The sequence below is a fragment of the Acidovorax sp. GW458-11-26-14-TSB4 genome (assembly GCF_059423865.1).
The window spans coordinates 13,352-37,260 of the sequence record NZ_JBWKYR010000019.1 but is presented as its reverse complement, the minus strand read 5'-3'; the positions used below and the strand labels follow the sequence as shown (position 1 = coordinate 37,260).

21 protein-coding genes are annotated in these 23,909 nt (G+C 68.8%); 9 read left to right on the top strand and 12 right to left on the bottom strand.

Annotation, left to right across the window (positions count from 1 at the left end; genetic code table 11):
- Positions 1–24: 24 nt before the first annotated feature.
- Positions 25–969: a LysR substrate-binding domain-containing protein gene (locus AC07X5_RS26335; protein WP_409958271.1), complete on the bottom strand. Its 945-nt coding sequence runs from the start codon at positions 967–969 to the stop codon at positions 25–27.
- A gap of 52 nt (positions 970–1,021) precedes the next feature.
- Positions 1,022–2,113 (bottom strand): iron-sulfur cluster carrier protein ApbC, encoded by a 1,092-nt coding sequence (apbC, locus tag AC07X5_RS26330; protein WP_409958269.1) that lies wholly within the window; start codon positions 2,111–2,113, stop codon positions 1,022–1,024.
- A 400-nt stretch (positions 2,114–2,513) separates the two neighbouring features.
- Between apbC and AC07X5_RS26325 the strand changes: the two genes are divergently transcribed.
- Together AC07X5_RS26325 and AC07X5_RS26320 are read left to right on the top strand one after the other, a co-directional pair.
- Positions 2,514–3,089, top strand: coding sequence for a restriction endonuclease (locus AC07X5_RS26325; RefSeq protein WP_494772532.1), 576 nt, complete (start codon positions 2,514–2,516; stop codon positions 3,087–3,089).
- An 85-nt stretch (positions 3,090–3,174) separates the two neighbouring features.
- A complete protein-coding gene (locus AC07X5_RS26320) occupies positions 3,175–4,446 on the top strand; it encodes a patatin-like phospholipase family protein (protein ID WP_494772531.1) in 1,272 nt (423 codons plus the stop codon).
- Here the strand turns inward: AC07X5_RS26320 and AC07X5_RS26315 are convergent.
- Complete coding sequence (locus AC07X5_RS26315) at positions 4,433–5,569, bottom strand: SMP-30/gluconolactonase/LRE family protein (protein WP_494772530.1); 1,137 nt, start codon at positions 5,567–5,569, stop codon at positions 4,433–4,435. The two genes, AC07X5_RS26320 and AC07X5_RS26315, sit on opposite strands and share 14 nt — an antisense overlap.
- A 111-nt stretch (positions 5,570–5,680) precedes the next feature.
- On the opposite strand from AC07X5_RS26315, the gene metG reads away from it, so the two are divergent.
- Positions 5,681–7,786, top strand: a complete 2,106-nt coding sequence (gene metG, locus AC07X5_RS26310; RefSeq protein ID WP_494772529.1) for a methionine--tRNA ligase — start codon at positions 5,681–5,683, stop codon at positions 7,784–7,786.
- Positions 7,787–7,816: 30 nt separating this feature from the next.
- Here the strand turns inward: metG and AC07X5_RS26305 are convergent, their stop codons facing one another.
- The 3 genes from AC07X5_RS26305 to AC07X5_RS26295 are packed head-to-tail and all read right to left on the bottom strand — an operon-like array spanning position 7,817 to position 10,556.
- The gene (locus AC07X5_RS26305) at positions 7,817–8,431 is read right to left on the bottom strand and encodes a DUF2306 domain-containing protein (protein WP_494772528.1); all 615 of its coding nucleotides are present in this window, start codon (positions 8,429–8,431) and stop codon (positions 7,817–7,819) included.
- A 59-nt stretch (positions 8,432–8,490) separates the two neighbouring features.
- On the bottom strand, positions 8,491–9,900 hold the full coding sequence (locus tag AC07X5_RS26300) for a sensor histidine kinase (protein ID WP_494772527.1): 1,410 nt from the start codon (positions 9,898–9,900) through the stop codon (positions 8,491–8,493).
- Positions 9,897–10,556: a response regulator gene (locus AC07X5_RS26295; RefSeq protein ID WP_007861256.1), complete on the bottom strand. Its 660-nt coding sequence runs from the start codon at positions 10,554–10,556 to the stop codon at positions 9,897–9,899. Before AC07X5_RS26295 ends, AC07X5_RS26300 begins: the two co-directional genes overlap by 4 nt.
- A gap of 213 nt (positions 10,557–10,769) precedes the next feature.
- On the opposite strand from AC07X5_RS26295, the gene AC07X5_RS26290 reads away from it, so the two are divergent.
- Complete coding sequence (locus AC07X5_RS26290; protein WP_494772526.1) at positions 10,770–11,546, top strand: MipA/OmpV family protein; 777 nt, start codon at positions 10,770–10,772, stop codon at positions 11,544–11,546.
- A gap of 2 nt (positions 11,547–11,548) precedes the next feature.
- Here AC07X5_RS26290 and AC07X5_RS26285 read toward each other — a convergent pair whose 3' ends face one another.
- The 4 genes from AC07X5_RS26285 to AC07X5_RS26270 form a co-directional block, all read right to left on the bottom strand.
- Positions 11,549–12,529 (bottom strand): Bug family tripartite tricarboxylate transporter substrate binding protein, encoded by a 981-nt coding sequence (locus AC07X5_RS26285; protein ID WP_494772525.1) that lies wholly within the window; start codon positions 12,527–12,529, stop codon positions 11,549–11,551.
- An 83-nt stretch (positions 12,530–12,612) separates the two neighbouring features.
- Positions 12,613–13,602 (bottom strand): tripartite tricarboxylate transporter substrate binding protein, encoded by a 990-nt coding sequence (locus AC07X5_RS26280; protein WP_494772524.1) that lies wholly within the window; start codon positions 13,600–13,602, stop codon positions 12,613–12,615.
- A 235-nt stretch (positions 13,603–13,837) separates the two neighbouring features.
- On the bottom strand, positions 13,838–14,773 hold the full coding sequence (locus AC07X5_RS26275) for a hydroxymethylglutaryl-CoA lyase (RefSeq protein WP_494772523.1): 936 nt from the start codon (positions 14,771–14,773) through the stop codon (positions 13,838–13,840).
- A gap of 9 nt (positions 14,774–14,782) precedes the next feature.
- Positions 14,783–15,979: a CaiB/BaiF CoA transferase family protein gene (locus tag AC07X5_RS26270; protein WP_494772522.1), complete on the bottom strand. Its 1,197-nt coding sequence runs from the start codon at positions 15,977–15,979 to the stop codon at positions 14,783–14,785.
- 166 nt (positions 15,980–16,145) lie between these two features.
- Here AC07X5_RS26270 and prpR point away from each other — a divergent pair, with 166 nt between their 5' ends.
- Entirely contained in the window at positions 16,146–18,083 is a 1,938-nt protein-coding gene (prpR, locus tag AC07X5_RS26265) for a propionate catabolism operon regulatory protein PrpR (protein WP_494772521.1), read from the top strand.
- Here prpR and AC07X5_RS26260 read toward each other — a convergent pair.
- Positions 18,077–18,709 (bottom strand): YitT family protein, encoded by a 633-nt coding sequence (locus AC07X5_RS26260; RefSeq protein WP_409957736.1) that lies wholly within the window; start codon positions 18,707–18,709, stop codon positions 18,077–18,079. The two genes, prpR and AC07X5_RS26260, sit on opposite strands and share 7 nt — an antisense overlap.
- Positions 18,710–18,905: 196 nt before the next feature.
- Between AC07X5_RS26260 and AC07X5_RS26255 the strand changes: the two genes are divergently transcribed.
- Positions 18,906–20,567 (top strand): SulP family inorganic anion transporter, encoded by a 1,662-nt coding sequence (locus AC07X5_RS26255; RefSeq protein ID WP_494772520.1) that lies wholly within the window; start codon positions 18,906–18,908, stop codon positions 20,565–20,567.
- 6 nt (positions 20,568–20,573) lie between these two features.
- Here the strand turns inward: AC07X5_RS26255 and AC07X5_RS26250 are convergent, their stop codons facing one another.
- Positions 20,574–21,086, bottom strand: coding sequence for an outer membrane protein assembly factor BamE (locus tag AC07X5_RS26250; protein ID WP_409957734.1), 513 nt, complete (start codon positions 21,084–21,086; stop codon positions 20,574–20,576).
- A 42-nt stretch (positions 21,087–21,128) separates the two neighbouring features.
- On the opposite strand from AC07X5_RS26250, the gene AC07X5_RS26245 reads away from it, so the two are divergent.
- The 3 genes from AC07X5_RS26245 (at position 21,129) to nadB (ending at position 23,896) form a co-directional block, all read left to right on the top strand.
- Entirely contained in the window at positions 21,129–21,335 is a 207-nt protein-coding gene (locus AC07X5_RS26245) for a DUF3460 family protein (protein ID WP_409957733.1), read from the top strand.
- A gap of 47 nt (positions 21,336–21,382) precedes the next feature.
- On the top strand, positions 21,383–22,234 hold the full coding sequence (locus tag AC07X5_RS26240; RefSeq protein ID WP_494772519.1) for a segregation and condensation protein A: 852 nt from the start codon (positions 21,383–21,385) through the stop codon (positions 22,232–22,234).
- A gap of 72 nt (positions 22,235–22,306) precedes the next feature.
- The gene (nadB, locus tag AC07X5_RS26235) at positions 22,307–23,896 is read left to right on the top strand and encodes an L-aspartate oxidase (protein ID WP_494772518.1); all 1,590 of its coding nucleotides are present in this window, start codon (positions 22,307–22,309) and stop codon (positions 23,894–23,896) included.
- Positions 23,897–23,909: the final 13 nt, after the last annotated feature.

The window sequence follows — 23,909 nt, the reverse complement described above, 5'->3', positions numbered from 1 at the left end:
GTGGAAGGCACCCAGCGCCGGGGGCTAATCCTTCAATTCGCCACAGTGCTGCGCCACATGGTCGCGCCACTCGGGCAGGTCCAGCAGTTCGAGCGCGGCTTCGAGCGCCCGGGATACGCGCGGGCCGCGCTGCGTCATGAAGCCAATGGGGGTGCGCACCTCGGGCGAGACCAGGGGCAGCGCTTCCAGGCCGCGCTCGCTGCGCGCGGCCGCCACCATGGCGCCCGGCAGCACGCTGTAAACCTCGCCCGACAGGACGGACAGCACCAGCGTCAGCACCGAGTTGGTCTCGATGGCGGGGGGAATCGGGGCGCCCGCCTCGCGCAGGGCCTCGTCGATGATGAAGCGGTTGTGCATGTCCGGCGTGAGCAAGCACAGGGGCAACTGGCCGGCATCCTTCCAGCGCATGGGCGGGCCGATGCGCAGGCGGTCCGGGTCGGGCACGCGGGCGCGGCGCAGCAGGTAGTAATGCTCGTTGCATTGCGGCCAGGAGCGCAGGTTCACGCGCTTGGCCTGCATGCGCTCGCTGTAGCCCACGGCCAAGTCCAGGGACAGGTCTTCGAGCCGCTGCTCCAGCTCCTGCGAGCTCATGGACAGCACCACGGGCAGGATGCCCGGGTGCCGCGCCTGCAGCATGGCGGCAAAGCGCGACAGGATGGGCACCGCCGTGGGCGTGGATGCCATGCGCAGGCGGCCCTGCGGCGCGATCTCGGTGCTGCGCAGCTCCTGGCGCAGCACCTCGTTGTCGCGCAGCATGCGCTGGGCGGTGGCCAGCACCGCCTCGCCCTCGTGGGTCAGACCCACATAGCTGCGCGCCCGTTGCACGATGACGACGCCGAACTCCTCCTCCAGCGCACGCAGGGCGTTCGAGAGGGCCGGCTGGGTGATGTGGCAGGCCTGCGCTGCGCGACCGAAGTGGCGGTGCTCGTCAAGCGAGACCAGGTAGCGCATGGCGGCCAGCAGGTTCATTGGCGCACCGCTCCTTCATCGCCCGGCTGCCGGGCCTTGCGCGGGCGCACGCTCACGTATCCTTGCTGACCGAGATGGTCGGGAACTTGGACGAGAAGTCCTTGGCCTGCTGGGCAATCTTGACGGCCACGGTGCGCGCCACCTTCTTGTAGATCTGCGCCACGTCGCCATCGGGGTCGGCCACCACGGTGGGCTTGCCGCTGTCGGCCTGCAGGCGGATCTGCATGTCCAGCGGCAGCGCGCCCAGGTAGTCCATCTGGTACTCGGCCGCCATCTTCTTGCCGCCGTCGGCGCCGAAGATGTGCTCCACATGGCCGCAGTTGCTGCATACATGCACTGCCATGTTCTCCACGATGCCCAGGATGGGCACGCCCACCTTCTCGAACATCTTGATGCCCTTCTTGGCATCGAGCAGCGCGATGTCCTGCGGCGTGGTCACGATCACCGAACCGGTCATGGGCACACGCTGCGACAGCGTGAGCTGGATGTCGCCGGTGCCGGGGGGCATGTCGACGATCAGGTAGTCGAGGTCCTTCCAGTTGGTCTGGCGCAGCATCTGCTCCAGCGCCTGCGTGGCCATGGGGCCACGCCAGATCATGGCGTCATCCTGGTTCACCAGGAAGCCGATGGACATGACCTGCACGCCGTGGTTTTCCAGCGGCTCCATGGTCTTGCCGTCGGCACTCTCGGGGCGGCGGGCAATGCCCAGCATCATGGGCTGGCTGGGGCCGTAGATGTCGGCGTCGAGCACCCCCACGCGCGCGCCCTCGGCCGCCAGGGCCAGGGCCAGGTTGGCGGCGGTGGTGCTCTTGCCCACGCCGCCCTTGCCCGAGGCCACGGCGATGATGTTCTTCACGCCCGGCAGCAGTTGCACGCCGCGCTGCACGGCATGGGCCGTGATCTTGGTGGTGATCTGCACGGCCACGTCTTCCACACCGGGCACACCTTTGGCAGCGGCCACCAGCAGGCGGCTGAGTTCGGCTTCCAGGCTCTTGGCCGGATAGCCCAGTTCCACGCCGAAGGACACCTTGCCACCGTCGATCTTCAGGTTGCGCAGCGCCTTCGTGCTCACGTAGTCCTTGCCCGTGTGCGGGTCTTGTACGCTGGAAAGTGCGGCCAGAAGGCCTTGTTCGGTGACTGCCATTCAATTAACTCCGGTAAGGCGGATAGTCTATCCAAGAGCCTATTCAAAGTCTTTTTGAAGCCGCGCAAGTCCCTTTTCGGGATGGACTGCAAGGCGCGGTGCGCAGTTGATAGCTCGGCTATCAACAAGCGCCGCAACGCCGCAGGCCGCCCGAAAACCGAAGGTTTCGCCGAAGGCAAAAGGCACTTGCCCTTCGGGTTGGAGTGAAATCGGGCGATTGGACGCCCCGGCTGCTTGCATGGGCACGAGCCCATGCGGCGCATCCGAAGCATCCACTCATCCCGATTGCACTCCAACGCGGCTGCAAAAAGACTTTGAACAGGCTCTCAGCCCCGCCCCGCGTAAGTGCAGGACAATGCGCGTCTTCCACCCCCTGTCACAGACTCCGAAAGCTCCCCCCGTGAAATTCAAGATGGCCGAGAAATCCCTGTTCGCCGTGCTGCTGCGCTCGCCCTGGTGGGTCAGCTTCCTGGTGGTGGGGGTGATCGCACTGGCCGCCGGCGCCTTGCTGCCGCGCGAGTACGCCTATGTCGGCGCCGTGGGCACGCTGCCCATCTTCGTGGTGGGCTGCATCGCGGCCTGGCGCCAGCTCAGGGCCCCCAGCCCGGCCCGGGTCGAGGAAATGCTGGGCGCCGTCAACAGCATGCCCTGGCGCCAGTTCTGCGATGCACTGGAGGCCGCCTGGGTGCGCGACGGCTGCACGGTGGAAAAGCCCAAATCCGGCCCCGTGGACCTGCGCGTGGCCAAGAGCGGCCAGGCCACCCTGGTCAGCGCCAGGCGCTGGAAGGCCGCCACCCATGGCATCGAGCCGATCCGCGAACTGCATGCCGCCATGCAGGCCGAGGGTGCTGCCACGGGCATCTACGTGATGACGCAGGGCCAGCTCTCCGACAACGCCCGCCTGTTTGCGCGCGACAATGGCATCACCGTGTTGCAAGGCCCCGGCGTGGCCAACCTGCTCCTGGCCAAAGCCTGAAGCCATCCGCCATGCGGGTTTCCCCAAGTGGCGGACCGCAGCCAACGCAGCACACTTGCCGTTGACCCCACCCACGCACGCGCCGATGCACCCACCCGACAGCCCTGCCCCGCCAGCCCCTCCCGCCACGGGCTTGCTGCTGACGGGCGGCGGAGCCCGAGCGGCCTACCAGGTGGGCGTGCTCGAAGCCATCGCCGACCTGCGCCAGGCCTGTGGCGCAGGCGACGAGCCCAACCCCTTTCCCATCATCACCGGCACCTCGGCCGGTGCCATCAACGCGGCGGCGCTGGCCTGCGGGGCCGACAACTTCGACCGGGCCGTGCGCCGCATCGCCCGCGTGTGGCGCGACTTCCATGCCCAGCAGGTGTACCGGGCCGACTCGCTGAGCGTGCTGCGCAGCGGCGCGCGCTGGCTGTCGCTGCTGTCGCTGGGCTGGGCCCTGGCGCGCTGGCGCCGCATGCGCCCGCGCTCGCTGCTCGACAACTCGCCGCTCGAAAAACTGCTGGTGCGGCTGGTGCCGCTGGTGCGCCTGCCGCGCCTGCTGAAAAAGGGGCACCTCACGGCGCTGGCGGTCACGGCGTCAAGCTACAGCTCGGGCGAGCACGTGACCTTCTTCGAAACCAACGCCCCGCTGCAGCCCTGGGTGCGCTCGCAGCGCAAGGCGGCGCGCGACCGCATCACGCACGAGCACCTGCTCGCCTCCTCGGCGATTCCCTTCGTGTTCCCGGCCAAGCCCATCAGCATGGGCGACCACATGGAGTACTTCGGCGATGGCTCCATGCGCCAGTCGGCGCCCATCGCGCCGGCCATCCACCTCGGGGCCGAGCGCATCCTGGTGGTGGGCGCAGGCCGCATGCACGAGCCCAAGGGTGATGCCTCGGCCAACCCCACGCCGACCTACCCCTCGCTGGCGCAGATCGCAGGGCATGCGCTGTCCAACATCTTCCTCGACGCGCTCTCGGTCGACGTGGAGCGCGTGCAGCGCGTGAACCAGACGCTCTCGCTGATCCCGCCCGAGGTGCGCGCCAGGAGTGCCCTGCGCCCCATCGAACTGCTGGTGATCGCCCCCTCGCAGCGCCTGGACGCCGTGGCCGCCCGCCATGTGGGCAATCTGCCCACCCCCGTGCGCGCCATGCTGGGCGCCCTGGGCGTCACCTCCAACATGGCCGACGTGCGCGGCGCAGCCCTGGCCAGCTACCTGCTGTTCGAGTCGGGCTACACGCGCGAACTCATGGCCCTGGGCCGCGAAGACACGCTGGCCATGCGCACCGAGGTATGCCAATTCTTTGGCTGGACGGATACAGGCGCTGAAGTACAAACCCGCCTGCACACGGACAGCGCGCCTACGGCGCCTTGAGCACATCCTTGGGCAGCCAGCCCAGGCCGTGCGCATGCAGGCTCTGCACATACAGCCGGTCCGCCGTCTCGGTAATGGCCGTGCTCTCAGGGTAGGCGCCCGCCGGGTCCTGCAGATCGGCCACCACCTTTCCATCGTCGGTGAAGGCGATCACGTGGCCATAAGGTTTGGGAATGGGCCACAGTACGCGCGGCAGGCGCAAGGTCAGGCTGCGCAGCCAGGGCTTGCCGGCCATGTTGTCGATGGCGGCGCCGCGCGGCTTGGCAAATCCCATCCAGATGCGCCCGTCCTGCCCGCGCATGAGGTTGTCGGGGTAGCCGGGCAGGTTGTCGAGAAGGACTCGCGCCTGCGGGCCCGGCGGCGCGCTGCCGATGTCCAGATCCCTCGCGTCCACCGCGATCTTCCACACCCGGTACTTGCCGATCTCGTTGACGAACAGGCTCTGCTCGTCCCGGCTCAGCGCCACGCCATTGGCGAAGCTGATGCCCCGGGCCACCACGCGCGTAACGCGGGTGGCGGGGTCGTATTCGAGCACTCGGCCGGTGCTGGCTTGCTCCAGGATGTCGAGCACGCTGGCCTCGAAGGTGCCGCCCCAGTCCTTGGGCGCAAACCGGGTGGAGGCATCGCTCAGATACATCCTGCCGCTTTTTGCCACCACCACGCCATCGGCATAGCGGATGGGGTCATTGCCGACCTTGTCGGTGAGCAGGCTGACCTTGCCGTCGGGGCCGATGGACAGCAGGCCCTTGACCGCATCGGCCGCGATCAGGTTGCCTGCCGCGTCGAAGTCGAAGCCCAGCACGCGCCCGCCGGTGTTGGCGAACACCTGCTGGTCCGTTCCGTCGGGGTTCATGCGCAGGATATTGCCGCTCAGCACCGTGGTGTAGAGCTTGCTGTCCCGGCCCACGGCGATGTGCTCGGGGCCGATCTCGCCCTTCAGGTCGATCATGCGCAGCCCGGCCAGGCGCTGGTTGGGGGCATGCACGCCCTGGTAGCCGGGCGCGGGGGGTGCCGTCCAGACGACGGGTGCGATGGGCACCGGCCACCACGCCAGGTAGGCGGCCCCCGCCAGCACAGCGATCCCCAATCCCCCTGCCAGCCTGCCCCAGCGCATCTTGGCCATGCCTGTCTCCCCCTTTGTTCTTGAGCCGGGCATTGTGGCATCTGCCCCTGCCAGGCCCAAGGTGGTCCCGAGCGCCTAAAATCATGGGTTCCGCCCGAGAAAGTACGACCCATGACGTCATCCGCACGCAAGCTCTTCGTCACCACCGCCCTGCCGTATGCCAACGGCAATTTCCACATCGGCCACATCATGGAATACATCCAGGCCGACATCTGGGTGCGGTTCCAGCGCATGCGGGGCCACGCGGTCAACTTCGTCGGTGCCGACGACACGCACGGGGCGCCGATCATGATCGCGGCCGAGAAGGCCGGCAAGACGCCCCAGCAGTTCGTGGCCGACATCGCGGCCGGCCGCAAGCAGTACCTCGATGGCTTTCACATCAGCTTCGACAACTGGCACAGCACCGACGGCCCGGAAAACCACGAGCTGGCGCGCCAGATCTACCGCGACCTGCGCGACCGCGCCGACGGCTCGCTGATCGAGACCCGCACCATCGAGCAGTTCTTCGACCCCGAGAAGAACATGTTCCTGCCCGACCGCTTCATCAAGGGCGAGTGCCCCAAGTGCCATGCCAAGGACCAGTACGGCGACAACTGCGAGGTCTGCGGCTCCGTCTACGCACCCACCGACCTGATCAACCCGTTCTCGGCCCTGTCGGGCGTCAAGCCCGAGCTCAAGAGCTCGGAGCACTTCTTCTTCAAGCTCTCGGACCCGCGCTGCGTGGAGTTCCTCGAAAACTGGACCCAGGACGGCAAATTGCAGCCCGAGGTGGCCAACAAGATCAAGGAGTGGTTCACCGTCCGCACCAACCCGGACGGCACCACCAGCGAAGGCCTGGGCGACTGGGACATCTCGCGCGACGCACCCTACTTCGGCATCGAGATCCCCGATGCGCCGGGCAAGTACTTCTACGTCTGGCTCGATGCGCCCGTGGGCTACCTGGCCTCGCTCAAGAACTGGTTCGACAAGGGCGGCCCCAAGGAGAAGCATGGCGACACCCGCAGCTTCGACGAATACATGGCCGCGCCCGACACCGAGCAGTACCACTTCATCGGCAAGGACATCGTGACCTTCCACACGCTGTTCTGGCCCGCGATGCTGCACTTTTCCGGCCGCAAGACGCCGGACAACGTGTTCGTGCACGGTTTCCTCACCGTGAACAACGGCGAGAAGATGAGCAAGAGCCGCGGCACGGGCCTGGACCCGCTCAAGTACCTGGGCCTGGGCATGAACCCCGAGTGGCTGCGCTACTACCTGGCGGCCAAGCTGTCCAACCGCAACGAAGACATCGACTTCAACGCCGACGACTTCATGGCGCGCGTGAACAGCGACCTGATCGGCAAGTACGTCAATATCGCCAGCCGCGCGGCGGGCTTTCTGACCAAGCGCTTCGAGGGCAAGCTCACCACGCAGTTCGGCACCGATGGCGCAGCCCTGCTGGCCGAGATCCGCGGCGCGGGCGATGCGCTGGCCCAGATGTACGAGGCACGCGAGTTCGGCAAGGCCACGCGCGAGATCATGCTGCTGGCCGACAAGGTGAATGCCTACGTGGACCAGAACAAGCCCTGGGACCTGGCCAAGGACGCCGCCAACAACGAGGCCCTGCACCAGGTGTGCTCGGTGCTGATCAACGCCTTTGCCGTGCTCACGCGCTACCTGGCCCCGGTGCTGCCGGGCCTGGCCCGCGCGGTGGAAGCCTTTGTCGGCAGCGACATGCAGCGCTGGACCGTGGCCGGCGACGTGCAGGCCATCGCCCCCTACCAGCACCTGATGCAGCGCGTGGCGCCCGAGCAGCTCGACGCACTGTTCGAAGCGCCGGCACAACCGGAAGCTGCGGCACCTGAAGCGGCCGCACCCGGCGGTGAGGAACTGGCTCCCACCATCGGCATCGACGACTTCACCAAGATCGACCTGCGCATCGCGCTGATCGTGAACTGCGAGCCGGTGGAAGGCTCGACCAAGCTCCTGCGCCTGACGCTGGATGTGGGCGAAGGCCGCACGCGCAATGTCTTCAGCGGCATCGCCAGCGCCTACCAGCCGGCCGAGCTGATCGGCAAGCACACGGTGATGGTGGCCAACCTGGCACCGCGCAAGATGAAGTTCGGCGTGTCCGAAGGCATGGTGCTGGCCGCCAGCCATGGCGACGAGAAGACCCAGCCCGGCATCTACGTGCTCAACCCCTGGCCGGGCGCCACGCCGGGCATGCGCGTGCGCTGAGCCTTACGGGAACTGCAGCGCCTGCGGGCGCTACGTGCGGCCCTGGCGCCGCAGGTACCACTCGGCCACGAGCGCATTGGGCACCCAGCACAGCCAGGCGATGACGGGGTAGGACAGCTCTTCATCAATATCGGCCGCCATGCTGGCGCCCAGGTAGATGCGCAGCGTGATGGCGGCGGCCGTGAGCGCGAAGCTGCGCAGCATCCAGCGCCGGTGCTCGGCCAAGCGCCGCTGCAGGGCGAACGCCAGGCCCATGCCGGTGGTCACGATCCATGCGGCGCCCAGTGCGAAGAAGCCCAGGGCCGCCACCCACCCTGACATCGCGTCCCATGCCAGGGGGAGCGAGCTCAGCCAGGCGACCAGGATAGACAGCACATAGGCCCGCCCCGTCCAGCGGTGCAGGGCGGGAAAGCGCGCACGCCAGGCTGGCACGAACTGCAGCGGCCCGAGCACCAGCGCCAGCGAGGCGCTGACCGCATGCACGACGAAAGGCCGGGGCCACAGCGCGAGGCTGGGCAGGTCCGACGGCAGGGGCGTGCCGGGCAGCGCATAGCGCAGCGAAAACAGGCCGATGGCCAGCGCCGACAGCGCCAGCAGGGCCCAGGACCAGGCCAGGGCAGGAGAGGAAAAGAGGCGTGTCTTCATCGCAGAACCTTGAAGGGATGGGAGTCCATCCACTCTAGGCAGCGCGACTCAGGCCCGCATTAGCCCCGGCTGACACCAGCGTGAGCAAGGTGCACCCGCGCCACCAGGCCCGCCACCCCGTCCTCGCGCGCCCGCAGTTCTATCCGAAGTCCGTGGCGCAGCGCCGCCGCCCGGGTGATGGCCAGGCCCAGGCCGCTGCCGTCGGCGGCGGCACCGGGCACGCGAAAGAAGCGGTCGAACACCCGCTCCAGCAGTTCGGGCGGTATGCCGGGCCCGGTGTCGACGATGTCCACCGCCGGGCCGCCCGCCAGCAGGTGCAGGCGCACCTCGACGCTGCCGCCCTCGGGGGTGTATCGCAGCGCGTTGTCCAGCAGGTTGTCGAACACGCTGCGCAGATCGCTGGCCACGGCATTCACGCGCACGGCGCAGGCACCGCTGAAGCCCACCTCTATGCGCCGCTGGTCCGCCAGCGGCATGAGCTGGCCCACGCTCTCGCGCAGCAGGGCCTTGATGTCCACCGGCTCCGCGGGCGCCTGCACCGACGCCGGGGCTTCCTGGCGCGAGAGGCGCAGCAACTGGCCGATCAGGTGCCGGGCCCGGCGCATGCCGGCATCGAGCTGGGCGAATTGCTGTTGCGCATCGCCCGGGGGCAGCAGCGGCTGCAGGTTCTCCATCTGCAGCGCCATGGCCGCCATGGGCGTGCGCAGCTCGTGCGCGGCATCCTGCACGAAGCGGCGCTGGGCCGCAAAGGCCTCCTCCAGCCGCGCGAGCAGGGCATTGAACGAACCGACCAGCGGCACGATCTCTTCGGGCACACGGCCCATGGGTATGGCCCCCAGGCTGCGGTCGTTGCGCTCGGCCACCTCATCGGCCACGGCGCGCAGCGAGCGCGACGCGCGGCCCACCACCCGCCACAGCGTGAACAGCAGCGCAGGCACCAGCAAGGCCAGGGGAACGATGGCGTACAGAGTGCGCACGGCCACCTCCTCCTGCAGGAACTGTTCGCTTTGCAGCACCTGCACGCGGTGCTGGTACTGCCCACCCGGGGACGTGGTGTAGACGCGCCATCCAGGCGCCCAGGCATCACGGGTGCGCAGGCGCTGGTGGCCCGTTGCCGCCTGCAGGGGCACGCCGATCTCAGGGCCGGAGGTGGCGAGCAAACGGCCATCGGCCGACCAGACCTGCACGACGAAGGCACCCCATTCCACGATATGGGTGCGGCTGAGCGGGGGCAGCAGCTCGACCGCATCGCCCTGACCGGCCGGACCGCCCGCCAGGTGGGAGCGCGCCAGTATCTCCATTTGGTACTGCATGAAGGTATGGATGAGCGCGCTGTAGCTGGCCCAGAAGGCCCCGCCCGCCACCAAGGCACCCGCCAGCACCCAGGGGGCCAGCCAAAGCAGGATCTGCCCGCGCAGCGAGCGCGGGCGGTACCAGCGGGGCGCAGCCTCGGGCACTGGGCCCGTCATGGCGCCGCCACTCGCCAGCCCAGGCCGCGCACGTTGCGGATCGCATCGGGCCCGAGCTTGCGGCGCATGCCGTGGATGAGCACGTCCACGGCATTGCTGCTGACCTCCTCGCCCCAGCCGTAGATGCGGTTCTCGAGCTGCTCGCGCGAGAGGATGGCCCCGGGCCGCTCCAGCAGCGCATGCAAGAGCGCGAATTCGCGTGCCGTGAGGGCGCCACGCACGCCATCCTGCAGCACCTCGCGCGTGGCCAGGTCCAGCTGCACGGCACCGTTGCCCAGCAGCGACTGGGCGGCCCCGCTGCGCCGGCGCACCACGGCGCGCATGCGCGCCAGCAACTCGGTCATCTCGAAAGGCTTGAGCAGGTAGTCGTCGGCCCCGGTATCGAGCCCGAGCACGCGGTCCTCGACCCCATCGCGCGCCGTGAGCACCACCACCGGCGTGAGGTCGCCGCGCGAGCGCGCACGGCGCAGCACCTCGGTGCCGTCCAGCCCGGGCAGGCCCAGGTCCAGCAGCACGCAGCTGTAGTCGCCATCGGCCAGGGCACTGTGGGCCAGCTCGCCATTGCGCACCCAGTCCACCGACCAGCCCGCGCCCTTGAGCGCGTGCGTGAGGCCGCGCCCGATCATATCGTCGTCTTCCACCAGCAATGCGCGCAACGGGGGTCTCCTTGAGGAAAATGGGGCAGCGCAAGCCTAGCGCGGGATTCTTAGCCGGCCGTGAGCAGCGCCACGCAGGGTGGCTAACGGCAGGCTAAGAAAGCCTTCCTACAGTCCACCGGCCTGCCGCGGCAAAGCTACCACCGCGGCGGCCCCCTGTCCACGCAGGTACGCCCTGCCCCGAATCCCTTTCTTTCTGTGGAAACCGAGACCATGACGCTTCGCCTCCCGCATTCATCGATCCGCCTCCTGGCGGCACTGGCCGCCACGCTGCCCTTTCTGGCGCCTGCCAGCGCCCAGGCGCAGGAGGCAGGCGCAGCCTCCACCTGGGGCCTGGGCCTGGCCGTCAGCGCCGACCGCAAGCCCTACCGCGATTTCGACGACAAGCTGCAACCCTTGCCCTTGCTGACCTACGAGAACCGCTGGATCAGCATTGCCGGCCCCGGGGTGGATTTGAAACTGCCCTCGCTGGGACCCGTAGGCCTGCGGTTGCGCTCGCGCTTCGGCTTCGAGGGCTACGAGGCCGAGGACTCGCCCTGGCTGGCCGGCATGCACGAGCGCAAGGGCAGCCTGTGGCTGGGTGCCGCCGCCACCTGGGATGCGGGACCCGTGCAGCTCTCGGCCGAGCTGCTGGGTGACGCCTCGGGCCACAGCAAGGGGCGCCAGTTCTCGCTCAAGGCCGAGCGCCGCTTCCAGCAAGGCGCCTGGGACATCACGCCGCGCCTGGCGCTGCAGCAGCAGGACCGCAAGACTGTGGATTACTACTATGGCGTACAGGCAGGCGAGGCCCGGCTGGGCCGCCCGGCGTATGAAGGAAGCTCGGCCGTGAACCTGCAGGCCGGCGTGCGCGTGGGCTACACGCTGGCGCCGCGTCAGTGGATGTTCGTGGACGTGAGCGCCACGCGACTGGGCAGCGCCATCAAGGACAGCCCGCTGGTCAACCGGTCGAGCCAGCCAGCGGTGACGGCCGGCTACCTGTACCGCTTCTGAGCCTATTCGGCGCGGATGTTGGCCGCCTTCACCACCTCGCCGTATTTGCGCAGGTCGGCCTCGATCTCGCTGCGGAACTGGGCCGGCGTGTTGCCCGAGGCCACGATGCCCAGCCCGGCCAGGCGCTCCTTGACGTCGGGCGACTGCACCACCGCATTGAGCTCGCGCTGCAGGCGCTCGACGATGGCCGTGGGCGTCTTCGCGGGCGCAAGGATGCCGATCCACGAATTGACTTCGAAGCCGGGCACGCCCGACTCGGCCACCGTGGGCACGGCCGGCAGCGAGGGCAGGCGCTGCGCGGTGGACACGGCAATGGCCTGCACCTGGCCGCGCTGGATGAAGGGGTAGGCCCCCGCCACGGCCGTGTACAGCATGGGCAGCGAGCCGCCCACCACGTCGGCCAGCGCCTGGCCGCCGCCCTTGTAGGGCACGTGCACGAACTTGGCGCCGGTGCGCACGCGCAGCAACTCGCCCGCCAGGTGCGGCGTGCTGCCCGTGCCCGCGCTGCCGTAGGAGATGCCGCCCTCGGTGGCCTTGGAATGCGCGACCAGCGCCGCGAAATCCTTGGCCGGCACCGAGGGGTGGGTGACGATGACCAGCGCCGCATCGCCGATCTTGCTGACCGGGGCGAAGTCCTTGAGCGTGTCGAAGGGCACCTTGGCGAACACATGGGGGTTGATGACCATGGTGCCGTCGAAGCCCACCACCAGGGTGTAGCCGTCGGGCGCCGCCGTGGCGCCCATCTGCGTGCCGATGTTGCCCGATGCGCCGGGCCGGTTGTCCACCACCACCTGCTGGCCCAGGCGGGCCCCCAGGCGCTCGGCCACCACGCGGGCGCCGGTGTCTGTCACCCCGCCCGGCGCAAAGGGCACGATGAGGCGGATGGGCTTGTTCGGGTAATCCTGGGCCAGGGCTGGCCCGGTCAGCAGGCACAGCGCGGCCAGGCCAGCGGCGGCACGCCGCGACAGCAGTCGATTCGTCATGATTTGTCTCCTTGATTTTTAAAAAAAGCCAACGTGCCCTGCGCTCTGGTGGCGCATGGTGCGGGCACGTGGCGTTGTCGGCCTTACTCGGCGCTGATGCCGCCACGCTGGGCCACCTGGGCCCACTTGCGGGTCTCGCCCTCCACGAAGCGGCGGAACTCCGCGGGTGGCGTGAGCACGATGCTGGCGCCCTGGTCCTGCATCTGTTTGGTCACGGCCGGGTCGGCCGCCACCTTGCGCAGGTCCTGGTTGATGCGATCGACCACCGCGTCGGGCAGGCCGGCCGGGCCGAACATGCCGTACCAGTTGAGCGACTGCACGCCAGCCAGGCCCGCCTCCTTGAAGGTCATGGCCTCGGGAAAGATGCCCATGCGCTGCTCGGCCGCCACGCCCACCACGCGCAGCTTGCCTGAATGGATGTGGGGCAAGGCCGTGAGCACGCTGGTCACGCCAGCTGGCAGGTGGCCGCCGATGATGTCCACCATGATGGGCGCGCCGCCCTTGTAGGGCACGCCCGTGATCTGCAGGTTGCCCGACTGGCGGATGAGTTCGCCGGTCAGGCGCGTCTGGCCTTCCGAATAACCCACGGGAACCTCCTTCTCGCGCGCTGCCTTGAGCAGGTCGGGCAGTTGCTTGTAGGGGCCGTCGGCCGCCACCACCAGCACCATGGGCGAGTTGGCGATGTTGGTCACCGGTGTGAAGGCCTTGGCCGTGTCGTAGGGCAGGCTCTTCATGAGCACGGGGTTGATGGCGTGCGAGCCCACCACCAGCAGCAGGGTGTGGCCGTCGGACGCGGCCTTGGCCACATAGCTCGAACCGATCACGCCGTTGGCGCCGGTGCGGTTGTCCACGATCACCGACTGGCCCCAGACCTCGGACAGGCGCTGCGCCATGAGGCGGCCCACGATGTCGGTACCGCCCCCGGCCGAGTACGGCACGACGATGGTCACGGGCTTGCTGGGGTACTTGCGCTCCTGGGCATGGGCGCCGATGAGCGGGCTGGCCCCCCAGGCGGCGATGGCGGCCAGGGCGGTGCGGCGGGTGGTGTTCGAAAGGGATGGATGCATGTCCATGCGTTTTGTCTCCAGGTGTAGTTTGAATGGAATGGTTGGTATCAGTTTTTCATTGCGCTGCGCGCCGCCCGCGACGCATAAAACTGGCGCGGCGCAGGCAAGTGCCCCCGCGCAAGGGCCGCCCCGCCGCGAAGGCGGCGTATCCAGCGCTTGCGCTGGGGGCGTCCCCCTCCCAGATTGCGAAGCAATATGAGAGAGGGGTGAAGGCGCGAAGCGACTCAGGGGGTGTTTCATTTCAGGCGGGCACCGGCTCGGCCTCGCGGCGCTTGTCGCGCTGGCGCCGCAGCCAGGCGATGGAGCGGCCGCCCAGGGGGCGCTGCAATTGCTCCTGCGCGAAGTCCACGGCCGAGAGCAGCGCGTCGAGCGAGAGCCCGGTGGCAAAGCCGCTGCGCTCGGCCAGCAGCACCAGGTCCTCGGTCGCCAGGTTTCCGGCAGCACCGGGCGCGAAGGGGCAGCCGCCGATGCCACCCACGCTGGCGTCGAAGCGGCGCACGCCGGCCTCCAGCGCGGCCCAGGCGTTGGCCGCGCCCATGCCGCGCGTGTCGTGCAGGTGCACGGCCAGGCGCTCCAATGGCACCACGTCGCGCAGCGCCGCAAAGCGCTCCTTGACCATGCCTGGCGAGGCAGAGCCGATGGTGTCGGCAATCACCACCTCGCCCGCGCCGGCCGCATGCATGCGCGCGGCCAGGCGCAGCACCTCGGCCAGCGGTGTCTCGCCTTCGAAGGGGCAGTCGAAGGCCACGGCCACGTAGGCGCGTGTGCGCAGGCCCAGCGCCTGGGCCGCGGCCAGGGTCTGCTCGCTCACGTCGAGCGCCTGCGCCAGGCCCATGTTGATGTTTTTGCGGTTCATGGTCTCGGTGGCGGAGAGCACCACGGCGATCTCCTGCGCGCCGACGGCATGGGCGCGCTCCAACCCCTTGAGGTTGGGTACCAGCACCGAGGTGCGCAATTGCGGCCAGCGCGCGGCGATGCGCGGCACCAGTTCGCCTGCGTCGGCCATCTGCGGCACGGCCTTGGGGGAGACGAAGCTCGTCGCCTCCACGCTCTGCACGCCGGCCTCGGCCAGCAGGGCGATGAGCTGCAGCTTGGCATCGGTGGACAGGTGCACGGCCTGGTTCTGCAGGCCATCGCGCGGGGCTACGTCGGTGATGTGGATGTGGTTGTCACCCATGGCGCCCCCTCACGCGATCACGCCGTCTTCGCGCAGCCGCGCCAGGCGCTCGGCCGGGTAGCCCAGCCAGCCGCCCAGCACCTCGCTGGTCTGCTCGCCCAGGCGCGGCGGCGGCGTGAAGGCCTTGGGCTGCGCGCCCGAGAGCTTGACCGGGTTGCCCGGCATGCGCATGGCCTCGCCGCTGGGCAAAGGCACCGTGACGACCATGTCGCGCGCCAGCACCTGCGGGTCGGCCAGGGCCTGGGCGAAGTTGTTCACCGGGCCGCAGGGGATGCGCGCGGCGCGCAGCACTTCCAGCCAGTGCTCGGTGCCCTGTTTGCGCAGCTCGGCGCCCACCAGTGCATCGATCTCGGCCTTGGCCGCGAAGCGCACGGGCTGCTGGCGGTATTCTGGCTTGCGCAGGGCATCCAGGCCGATGCATTCGACGAAGCGCTCGAAAAAGGCGTCGCCGATGCAGGCGATGATGATGTGGCCATCGGCCGTGGGGTAGCTGTTGTAGGGCACGTGCACGAAGTGGCCGTTGCCGATGCCCTCGGGCACATGGCCCGACATGAAGTACATGGTGGCCATGTAGTTGAGCAGCGAGATCTGCGCGTCCAGCATGGAGATGTCCACATGCTGGCCGCGCCCGGTGTGGTCGCGTTCCACCAGCGCGGCCAGCACGCCCACGGCGCCGAACATGCCGCCGCCCAGGTCGCCGATGGGGATGCCGCTGCGCGTGGGCCCGGTGGCCGGCGTGCCGGTGATGGACATGCCGCCCCCCATGGCCTGCACCACCTGGTCGAAGGCCGGGCGCTGGGTCTGCGGGCCGGTCTGGCCGAAGCCCGTGACCGAGCAGGTGACGATGCGCGGGTTGACCTGCGACAGTGCCTTGTAGTCGATGCCCAGGCGCTCGGTCACGCCCACGCTGAAGTTGTCGAACACCACGTCGGCCTGGCGCACCAGGTCCAGGAACACCTCGCGCCCCGCGGGGGACTTGAGGTCCACGCACACGCTTTCCTTGTTGCGATTGAGCGTGAGGTAGTAGGCGCCCATGCCTTCGCGCGAGTAGTCGGGGTCGTTCTCCAGCAGCCGGCGCGTGCCTTCGCCGCTGCCGGGCGGCTCCACCTTGATGGTGCGCGCCCCCAGGTCGGCCAGCAGCATGGTGCCGTAGGGGCCAGACAGCATATGGGTCAGGTCCAGCACGGTGATGTGTTCGAGTGCCACGTCGGGTGTCTCCTTGTTCGTTGAGTACGCTGCCTGTTTGCACGGTGCGTGCCAGCCCCATGCAAGGCCACAAGTGGTTGATTTCATTGGATTTTGTAAAATCACGATGGCAACAACGCGTTTCATGCAACATCTATGAAACAATAAAACGTTTCAGGAGACACGCATGGCACTGCCCCCGTTCACCCCCACGGACCTGCCGCGCCTGTGCTTTCTCAGCTACCGGCAGATCCGCGAGTTCGCCATGCCGGTGGTGGCCGAGTACGCGGGCCGCGCGCAGATTGAGGTCGTGGACGGCACCTTCGGCGGGGCACTGGCGATTGCCCAGGACCGGGTGGAGCGCGGCGTGGTGGACGCCTTCGTGAGCGCGGGCTCGAACGCCAGCATCCTGCGCGCGGGGCTGCGCGCGCCGGTGGCCACCATCCAGCTGGGTGGTTTCGATCTGCTGCAGGCGCTGATCAAGGCCCGGCGCATCGCGGGACGCGTGGGCGTGGTGATGTACGGGCAGACCATCCCCGAACTGGAGGCCGTGAAGGACCTGCTCAACATCGAGATCAGCCAGCACGCCTACCAGACGCCGGACGACGCGCGCCAGCGCTTCGAGGCGCTGCGGCGCGAGGGCTTCACGGTCATCGTCGGCTCCAGCCTGGTGGTGGAGCTGGCCGAGGAGGCCGGTCTGGTGGGCCTTTTGGCGTATTCGCTGGCCAGCATCCGCAAGGGCTTCGACGATGCGCTGGAACTGGCGCGCGTGGCGCGGCTGGAGGCCGGCCGCTACGAGCAGTTGCACAGCGTGCTGCACAACCTGCAGGAGGCCGTGGTCGCCGTGGACCGGCAGGACCGCATCATCGCCGTGAACCCGCCCATGCAGCAGCTGCTGGGCGGCCCTGGGCTGCGCGTGCAGGGCCAGGCGCTCGATGCGCTGCAGCCCGCGCTCTCACTGCGCGCCACGCTGGACAGCGGCCTGCAGGAGCGCGCCGTGGCCCAGCGCTTCGCGCAGCGCGACTGGGTGGCCCACCGCACCCCCATCCGCGAGCATGGCGAGATCGTGGGCGCGGCGCTCACACTGTACGACGCGGGCACCATCCAGGCGGCCGACACCAGCCTGCGCATGATGCAGCGGCGCCAGCAGCATGCGGCGCGCCACGGCTTTGGCAGCCTGGCCGGCACCAGCCCGGCGCTGCAGCGCGCCATCGCCAGCGCGCGGCGCTTTGCGCGCACCGACCTGGGGGTGCTGATCACGGGAGAGAGCGGCGTGGGCAAGGAGCTGTTCGCCCAGGCCATGCACAACGACAGCAGCCGCGCAGGAAGGCCCTTCGTGGCGGTCAACTGCGCGTCCTTCCCCGAATCACTGCTGGAGAGCGAGCTCTTCGGTTATGAGGAAGGCGCCTTCACCGGCTCGCGCCGGGGCGGCAAGCGCGGGCTGTTCGAGGCCGCGCACACGGGCACGCTGTTTCTGGACGAGATCGGCGACATGCCGCTGCCGCTGCAGACGCGCCTGCTGCGCGTGCTGCAGGAGCGCGAGATCATGCGCCTGGGCGCCACCGCGCCCATCCCCATCGACGTGCGCGTGATCGCCGCCACGCACCAGCCGCTGGTGGAGCTGATCGCGGCGCAGCGCTTCCGCCAGGACCTGTACTACCGCCTGAACACGCTGCGCCTGGCCCTGCCCGCGCTGCGCGAGCGGCGCGAGGACATCCCGGCCATCGCCACGCCACTGGTGGCGCGCTGCCTGGCACGGCTGGGCTCGCCCCTGGACGCCGCCGCCGCGCTGGCGCCGCTGCTGTCGCTGCTCACCAGCTATGACTGGCCGGGCAATGTGCGCGAGCTGGAGAACCTGGCCGAGCGCATCGCCGTGTTTCTGCTGCAGTTCGACCGGGTGGGCGACGTGCGCTACGCCGAGCTGGCGCACGACTGCCCGGAGCTGTTCGCGCAGCCTGGTGTGCAAGGCGCCACGGACATGCCGCTGGCCGAGCGCGTGGCCCAGGCCATGGAACTGGCGGGTGGCCGCCGCGCCGAGGCCGCGCAGCGCCTGGGCGTGAGCCGCTCCACGTTGTGGCGCTGGCTGCGCGAGCTGGAAGGTGCGGAGCCGCCCACCGGTCAATGACCGACGTAGCGCCCGGGGCGGTGGCTGATCCAGAGAAAGCCGCTCATCACCAGCACCGCGAGCACCGAGTACGCCACCCGCTCGGGCGGCACGATGAACAGCGCCATCAGCACCACGGCGCCGTCGATGCCCATCTGCACCTTGCCCGCGCGGATGCCGTAGCGGTCCTGCATGTACAGCGACAGCACCGTGGCGCCGCCCAGGCTGGAGCGGTGGCGCGCGAGGAACAGGCAACCCGTGCCCAGCAGTAGCCCACCGAGCAGCGAGGCGAACAGCGGATTCAGGTAGTCCACGTGCATGACGTGCGGAAACAGCTCGGTGAGCCCCGAGAGCAGCGCCACCGAGACAAAGGTCTTGAGCGTGAACTCGCGGCCCATGCGCGTCCAGGCGAACCAGTAGAACGGCAGGTTCACCAGGAAGAACAGCTTGCCGAACGACACACCGGTGACGTAGTGCGCCAGGAAGGCAATGCCCGCCGTGCCGCCCACCAGCAGGCCGGCCTGGTTGAACAGCATGAGCGCCATGGCCACGAACAGGGTGCCCGCGAAGATGGCCTGGGCGTCCTCGTAGGTGCCGTGGCGCAGGGATTCAGCGGTGTCGATGGGCGGGGCAGGGGTGTCGGACATGGTGAGGTGCATCAGGATACAGCGCCGAGGGGGCAGATGGCGCCTGTACCGGTGAAAGCAAGCACCGCGCCAGAACGCGGCATCCCAGGGCTTCCGGCACGGGACATGCTTGCCGGCCCCGCGCCCCGAAACCCGGTCAGCGCCGCCACCTGGGCTTGCGCCCGCTGCACCGGGGAATACACTGGCTCCCACCGCCATGCAGCTGTCCTTCGCCTTCCACCCCCGGTTGATCGATGCCCTGAACGGCTACAGCCGCAGCCGTTGCCTTGCCGACGTGGGCGCGGGCATCACCGTGGGCATCGTCGCGCTGCCCCTGGCCATGGCCTTTGCCATCGCCAGCGGCCTGCCGCCCGGGGCAGGTCTGTGGACGGCCATCATCGCGGGCTTCCTGATCTCGGCGCTGGGCGGCACCAATGTGCAGATCGGCGGGCCGGCGGGGGCCTTCATCGTCATCGTCTACGGCATCGTCGAGCGCTACGGCGTGGCCAACCTGCTCATTTCCACCGCCTGCGCGGGCGCGCTGCTGGTGCTGCTGGGCCTGTTCCGGCTGGGCACGCTGGTGCGCTTCGTGCCAGTGGGCATCGTGATCGGCTTCACCAACGGCATCGCCGTGCTGATCGCGCTGTCGCAGCTCAAGGACTGGCTGGGCCTGTCCATCGCCCGCATGCCGGGCGACTTCTTCTCGCAGGTGGGCACGCTGGCGCACCACATCGGCAGCTTCAACCCCTATGCCTTCGGCCTGGGCACGGCCTGCCTGGTGGGGCTGTTCGTGTGGCCACGCCTGTTCATGCAAGGATCGCCGGTGGTGCGCCTCATGGAAGGCTACAGCGTGCGCAGCTTCGCACGCGTGCCCGGGCCCGTGGTGGCCCTGGTCACGCTGAGCCTGCTGGCCTTTGTGCTGGATTTCCCGGTGGAGACCATCGGCTCGCGCTTCGGCGGCATTCCGCAGGGGCTGCCCACGTTCGAGCTGCCCGATTTCTCGTGGGAGACCGTGCGCCTCTTGGTCACGCCCACGCTCACCATCGCCCTGCTGGGCGCCATCGAGTCGCTGCTGTGCGCCCGCGTGGCCGACCAGTTGGCCACCGACGCCCACCACCGCAAGCACGACCCCAACCAGGAGCTCATGGCCCAGGGCGTGGCCAACCTGGTCGTGCCTTTCTTCGGCGGCATGCCGGCCACGGGCACGATTGCGCGCACGGTCACCAACATCCGCTCGGGCGCCACCTCGCCGGTGGCCGGCATCGTGCATGCCGCCACGCTGGCCGTGATCGTGCTGGCCGCGGCCCCGCTGGCGCTGCACATTCCGCTGGCCGTGCTCGCGGGCATTTTGCTGTTCGTGGCCTGGAACATGGGCGAGTGGCACGAGTTCGCGCGCCTGCGCCAGTTCAGCAACCACTACCGGCTGCTGATGCTGGGCACCTTCTTCCTCACGGTGGTGTTCGACCTCACGGTGGCGGTGGAAGTGGGCCTGCTTTTGGCCTGTGCGCTGTTCGTGCGCCGCATGAGCCGGCTCTTCAAGGCCGAGCTGCAGCCAACGGCAGCGGATGCGCACGGCCGCCCCGCCCAGGCATGGCGCCTGCACGGCGCGCTGTTCTTCGGCGCGGCCGCCAAGATCGACCCCATCATCCAGGCGGTCGAGGCCGGCCCGGCCGGCATGGACGTGGTGCTGGACGCCAGCGAGCTCGTGGCCCTGGACACCACCGGCCTCGACGCCCTGGCCCAGGTGCTCAAGGCGGTGCAGCAGCGCGGTGGAATACTGCACATCGTGCACCTGCACGAGCAACCCCGCTCGCTGATGGAACGCTCGGGCTTTGCCGACCGGCTGGCAGCCCAGGGCAGCACCGGCGTCAACGTCTAACCGCGGCTACTTGCCGCCCTTGAACTCCGGCGCATCCAGATCAGGCCCTGTCTCGGTGCGCAGCACCATGGCGCCCGGCCCCTGGACCACGGTGAACACCTGCGGCTCGTTGCGTGCATTGGCAAAGCGCCACTGCACATGGGTCTCGTTCTTGAGCGGGTACGGCGCCACCTTGGCCGCCTTGCCCAGCATGCGGCGCACGGTGTCCAGGGGCATGCCGGGCTGCACCTTGGCAAAATTCTCGGGCGTGAGCACTTGGCGCACAGCGATCAGCTTGCCGTCCGCGCCCAGGTCGATCATGTAGTTGACCTGGCCGGCCGGCTGGCGGTTGTACTCGAAAGTGCGCACGCCGGCGTCGGTGTTCCAGACGTTTTCGGGCTCGCCGAAGCGCTCGCGCACATCGGTTTCGGTGGACACGCCGGGCTGCAGTTCGCTGATGCGCTGGGGGTCGCACCCCGTGGTGGCCAGCAGCGCCAGCCCCAGGACCAGGGCGGAAAGAACGCGAAAAAATGGAGTCATGGGGCCATCCCGGTAAAATCAGGGAAAAGAGGTTACCAGTCCATGTCCATTTTCCGCCGCCCCGACTACCAATCCGACACCACACAGTTCATCAACCAGCTCAAGGCGAGCCGGCCCGAACTCGACGCCCAGCAACAGGCCGGCCGCGCCCTGCTCTGGGACAAGCAGGTGGACCGCAAGATCTGGGGAGACTACCGCGAAGGCCAGGTCGAGCAAAAGCCCTACGTCTACCAGACCAACGCCGACTGATCGCATTGCAGGCAATGCGCCTGACGCTATCTTTTGCGTAGCAGCCGATGAGCAGCGCCAGCGAAGCCGAAGCGCCTGTGGCCCAGGCGCGGGACCAGGGCATGCCCAACGTGGTGGACCAGGTGGCCCTGGCGCGCCTGTACGGCGAGCCCCTGTTCGCCCTGCCCAACGACCTGTACATCCCGCCCGATGCGCTCGAAGTCTTCCTCGAAGCCTTCGAAGGGCCGCTGGATCTGCTGCTCTACCTGATCAGAAAGCAGAACTTCAACATCCTCGACATCCCCATGGTCGGGGTCACCAAGCAGTACCTGGCGTATGTGGACGAGATCCGCAGCCGCAACCTGGAACTGGCGGCCGAATACCTGCTGATGGCCGCGATGCTGATCGAGATCAAGTCGCGCATGCTGCTGCCGCCCAAGAAGCAGGAGGGCAGCGAGGAGGCCGAGGACCCACGGGCCGAGCTGGTGCGCCGCCTGCTCGAGTACGAACAGATGAAGATGGCCGGCGCTCGCCTGTCACAACTGCCGCAGTATGGGCGCGACTTCCTCAGGGCGCAGGTCTACATCGAGCAGAGCCTGCAGCCGCGCTTTCCCGATGTGCACGTGGTGGAACTGCAGGAGGCCTGGCGCGACATCATGAAGCGTGCCAAGCTGGTGCAGCACCACAAGATCACGCGCGAGGAGCTGTCGGTGCGCGAGTACATGAGCATGGTGCTCAAGACCCTGCAGGGCCGCCGTTTCGTGGAGTTCGAGGAACTCTTCGAGCCCGAGCGCGGCAGCACCGTGCTGGTGGTGACCTTCATCGCCCTGCTGGAGCTGGCCAAGGAAACCCTGATCGAGATCACCCAGGCCGAGGCGTTTGCGCCCATCTACGTGCGCCTGGCCTATACGCCCGCCTGACGAAGACCGCCGCCTGATTTCTGGCCATGGCAGGCGGCCATGGCCCTGTTCGACTCCCTCTCAACGCACGCCATGGCATCTCTCGACTTCGACGTTCTCATCGTAGGCAGCGGCCTCGCCGGCCTCTCTGCGGCACTGCACCTGGCGCCCACGCACCGCGTGGCCGTGGTCACCAAGCGCCAGCTGCACGACGGCGCCAGCGCCTGGGCCCAGGGCGGCATTGCCGCCGTGCTGGCCGAGGGCGACAGCTTTGGCGCCCATGTGGACGACACCCTGGTCGCAGGGGCCGGCCTGTGCGACCTGGCGGCCACCCGCTTCGTGGTGGAGAACGCGCCCGAAGCCATCGCCTGGCTGCAGCAGCTGGGCGTGCCGTTTTCGCTGGAGGACGGCGCCCTGCACCTCACGCGCGAAGGCGGCCACAGCGCGCGGCGCATCGTGCACGCCACCGACGCCACGGGCGCGGCCGTGCAGCGCACCTTGATCGACGTGGTGCGCGCCACGCCGGGCATCGCCCTGTTCGAGCAGCACACGCTGGTGGACCTGGTCACCGCGCGCAAGCTAGGCGCCAAGGGGGCCGACCGCTGCCTGGGCCTGTACGCGCTGGACGAGGCCACCGACGAGGTCCTCACCTTCCGCGCGCCGCAGACCATACTGGCCACGGGCGGCGCCGGCAAGGTCTACCTGTACACCACCAACCCCGACACCGCCACGGGCGATGGCATCGCGGCCGCCTGGCGCGCGGGCTGCCGCGTGGCGAATCTGGAGTTCATCCAGTTCCACCCGACCTGCCTGTACCACCCGCACGCCAAATCCTTCCTGATCACCGAGGCCGTGCGCGGCGAAGGCGGCCTGCTCAAGCTGCCGGCTGCCGCCGGCGGCACGCGCTTCATGCCGCAGCACGACGAGCGCGCCGAACTCGCGCCGCGTGACGTGGTGGCCCGCGCCATCGACTACGAGATGAAAAAGCGTGGCCTCGATTGCGTGCACCTGGACATCTCGCACCAGAGCCCTGCGTTTTTGCAGGAGCACTTCCCCAACATCCTGGCGCGCTGTGCCGAGCTCGGGATCGACATCACGAAGGAGCCCATCCCCGTGGTGCCGGCCGCGCACTACACCTGCGGCGGCGTGCTCACCGACCTGGCAGGCCGCACCGACCTGCCCGGCCTGTTCGCCATCGGCGAGACGGCCTGCACCGGCCTGCACGGCGCCAACCGCCTGGCCAGCAACTCGCTGGTCGAATGCATGGTCTTCGCGCGCGCGGCCGCCCAGGCCATCGCGGCGGCACCGGCGGCGGAGCTGCCCGCGCTGCCGCAATGGGACGACAGCCGCGTGACCGACGCCGACGAGTGCGTGGTCATTTCGCACAACTGGGACGAGCTGCGCCGCTTCATGTGGGACTACGTGGGCATCGTGCGCACCAACAAGCGGCTCGAACGCGCGGCCCACCGCATCGCGCTGCTGCAGGGCGAGATCCACGAGTTCTACTCGCACTTCCACGTCACGCGCGACCTGCTGGAGCTGCGCAACCTGGTGCAGGTGGCCGAGCTCATCGTGCGCAGCGCGCAGATGCGCCGTGAGAGCCGGGGCCTGCACTACAGCCGCGACTACCCCGAGCTGACCGCCCCCGCCGCGCCCACCATCCTCGTGCCACCAGTGGCCTGACAAGGTGTGAACG

Excerpts from the sequence above, each read along its gene's own strand:
- AC07X5_RS26240 (WP_494772519.1), top strand. The coding sequence starts at position 21,383 with ATGAGCAGCGCCAGCGAAGCCGAAGCGCCTGTGGCCCAGGCGCGGGAC.
- nadB (WP_494772518.1), top strand. The coding sequence starts at position 22,307 with ATGGCATCTCTCGACTTCGACGTTCTCATCGTAGGCAGCGGCCTCGCC.
- AC07X5_RS26305 (WP_494772528.1), bottom strand. The coding sequence starts at position 8,431 with ATGAAGACACGCCTCTTTTCCTCTCCTGCCCTGGCCTGGTCCTGGGCC.
- AC07X5_RS26275 (WP_494772523.1), bottom strand. The coding sequence starts at position 14,773 with ATGGGTGACAACCACATCCACATCACCGACGTAGCCCCGCGCGATGGC.
- AC07X5_RS26315 (WP_494772530.1), bottom strand. The coding sequence starts at position 5,569 with ATGGCCAAGATGCGCTGGGGCAGGCTGGCAGGGGGATTGGGGATCGCT.
- AC07X5_RS26335 (WP_409958271.1), bottom strand. The coding sequence starts at position 969 with ATGAACCTGCTGGCCGCCATGCGCTACCTGGTCTCGCTTGACGAGCAC.
- AC07X5_RS26290 (WP_494772526.1), top strand. The coding sequence starts at position 10,770 with ATGACGCTTCGCCTCCCGCATTCATCGATCCGCCTCCTGGCGGCACTG.
- prpR (WP_494772521.1), top strand. The coding sequence starts at position 16,146 with ATGGCACTGCCCCCGTTCACCCCCACGGACCTGCCGCGCCTGTGCTTT.
- metG (WP_494772529.1), top strand. The coding sequence starts at position 5,681 with ATGACGTCATCCGCACGCAAGCTCTTCGTCACCACCGCCCTGCCGTAT.
- AC07X5_RS26300 (WP_494772527.1), bottom strand. The coding sequence starts at position 9,900 with ATGACGGGCCCAGTGCCCGAGGCTGCGCCCCGCTGGTACCGCCCGCGC.
- AC07X5_RS26320 (WP_494772531.1), top strand. The coding sequence starts at position 3,175 with ATGCACCCACCCGACAGCCCTGCCCCGCCAGCCCCTCCCGCCACGGGC.
- AC07X5_RS26285 (WP_494772525.1), bottom strand. The coding sequence starts at position 12,529 with ATGACGAATCGACTGCTGTCGCGGCGTGCCGCCGCTGGCCTGGCCGCG.
- AC07X5_RS26255 (WP_494772520.1), top strand. The coding sequence starts at position 18,906 with ATGCAGCTGTCCTTCGCCTTCCACCCCCGGTTGATCGATGCCCTGAAC.
- AC07X5_RS26280 (WP_494772524.1), bottom strand. The coding sequence starts at position 13,602 with ATGGACATGCATCCATCCCTTTCGAACACCACCCGCCGCACCGCCCTG.
- AC07X5_RS26245 (WP_409957733.1), top strand. The coding sequence starts at position 21,129 with ATGTCCATTTTCCGCCGCCCCGACTACCAATCCGACACCACACAGTTC.
- apbC (WP_409958269.1), bottom strand. The coding sequence starts at position 2,113 with ATGGCAGTCACCGAACAAGGCCTTCTGGCCGCACTTTCCAGCGTACAA.
- AC07X5_RS26260 (WP_409957736.1), bottom strand. The coding sequence starts at position 18,709 with ATGTCCGACACCCCTGCCCCGCCCATCGACACCGCTGAATCCCTGCGC.
- AC07X5_RS26250 (WP_409957734.1), bottom strand. The coding sequence starts at position 21,086 with ATGACTCCATTTTTTCGCGTTCTTTCCGCCCTGGTCCTGGGGCTGGCG.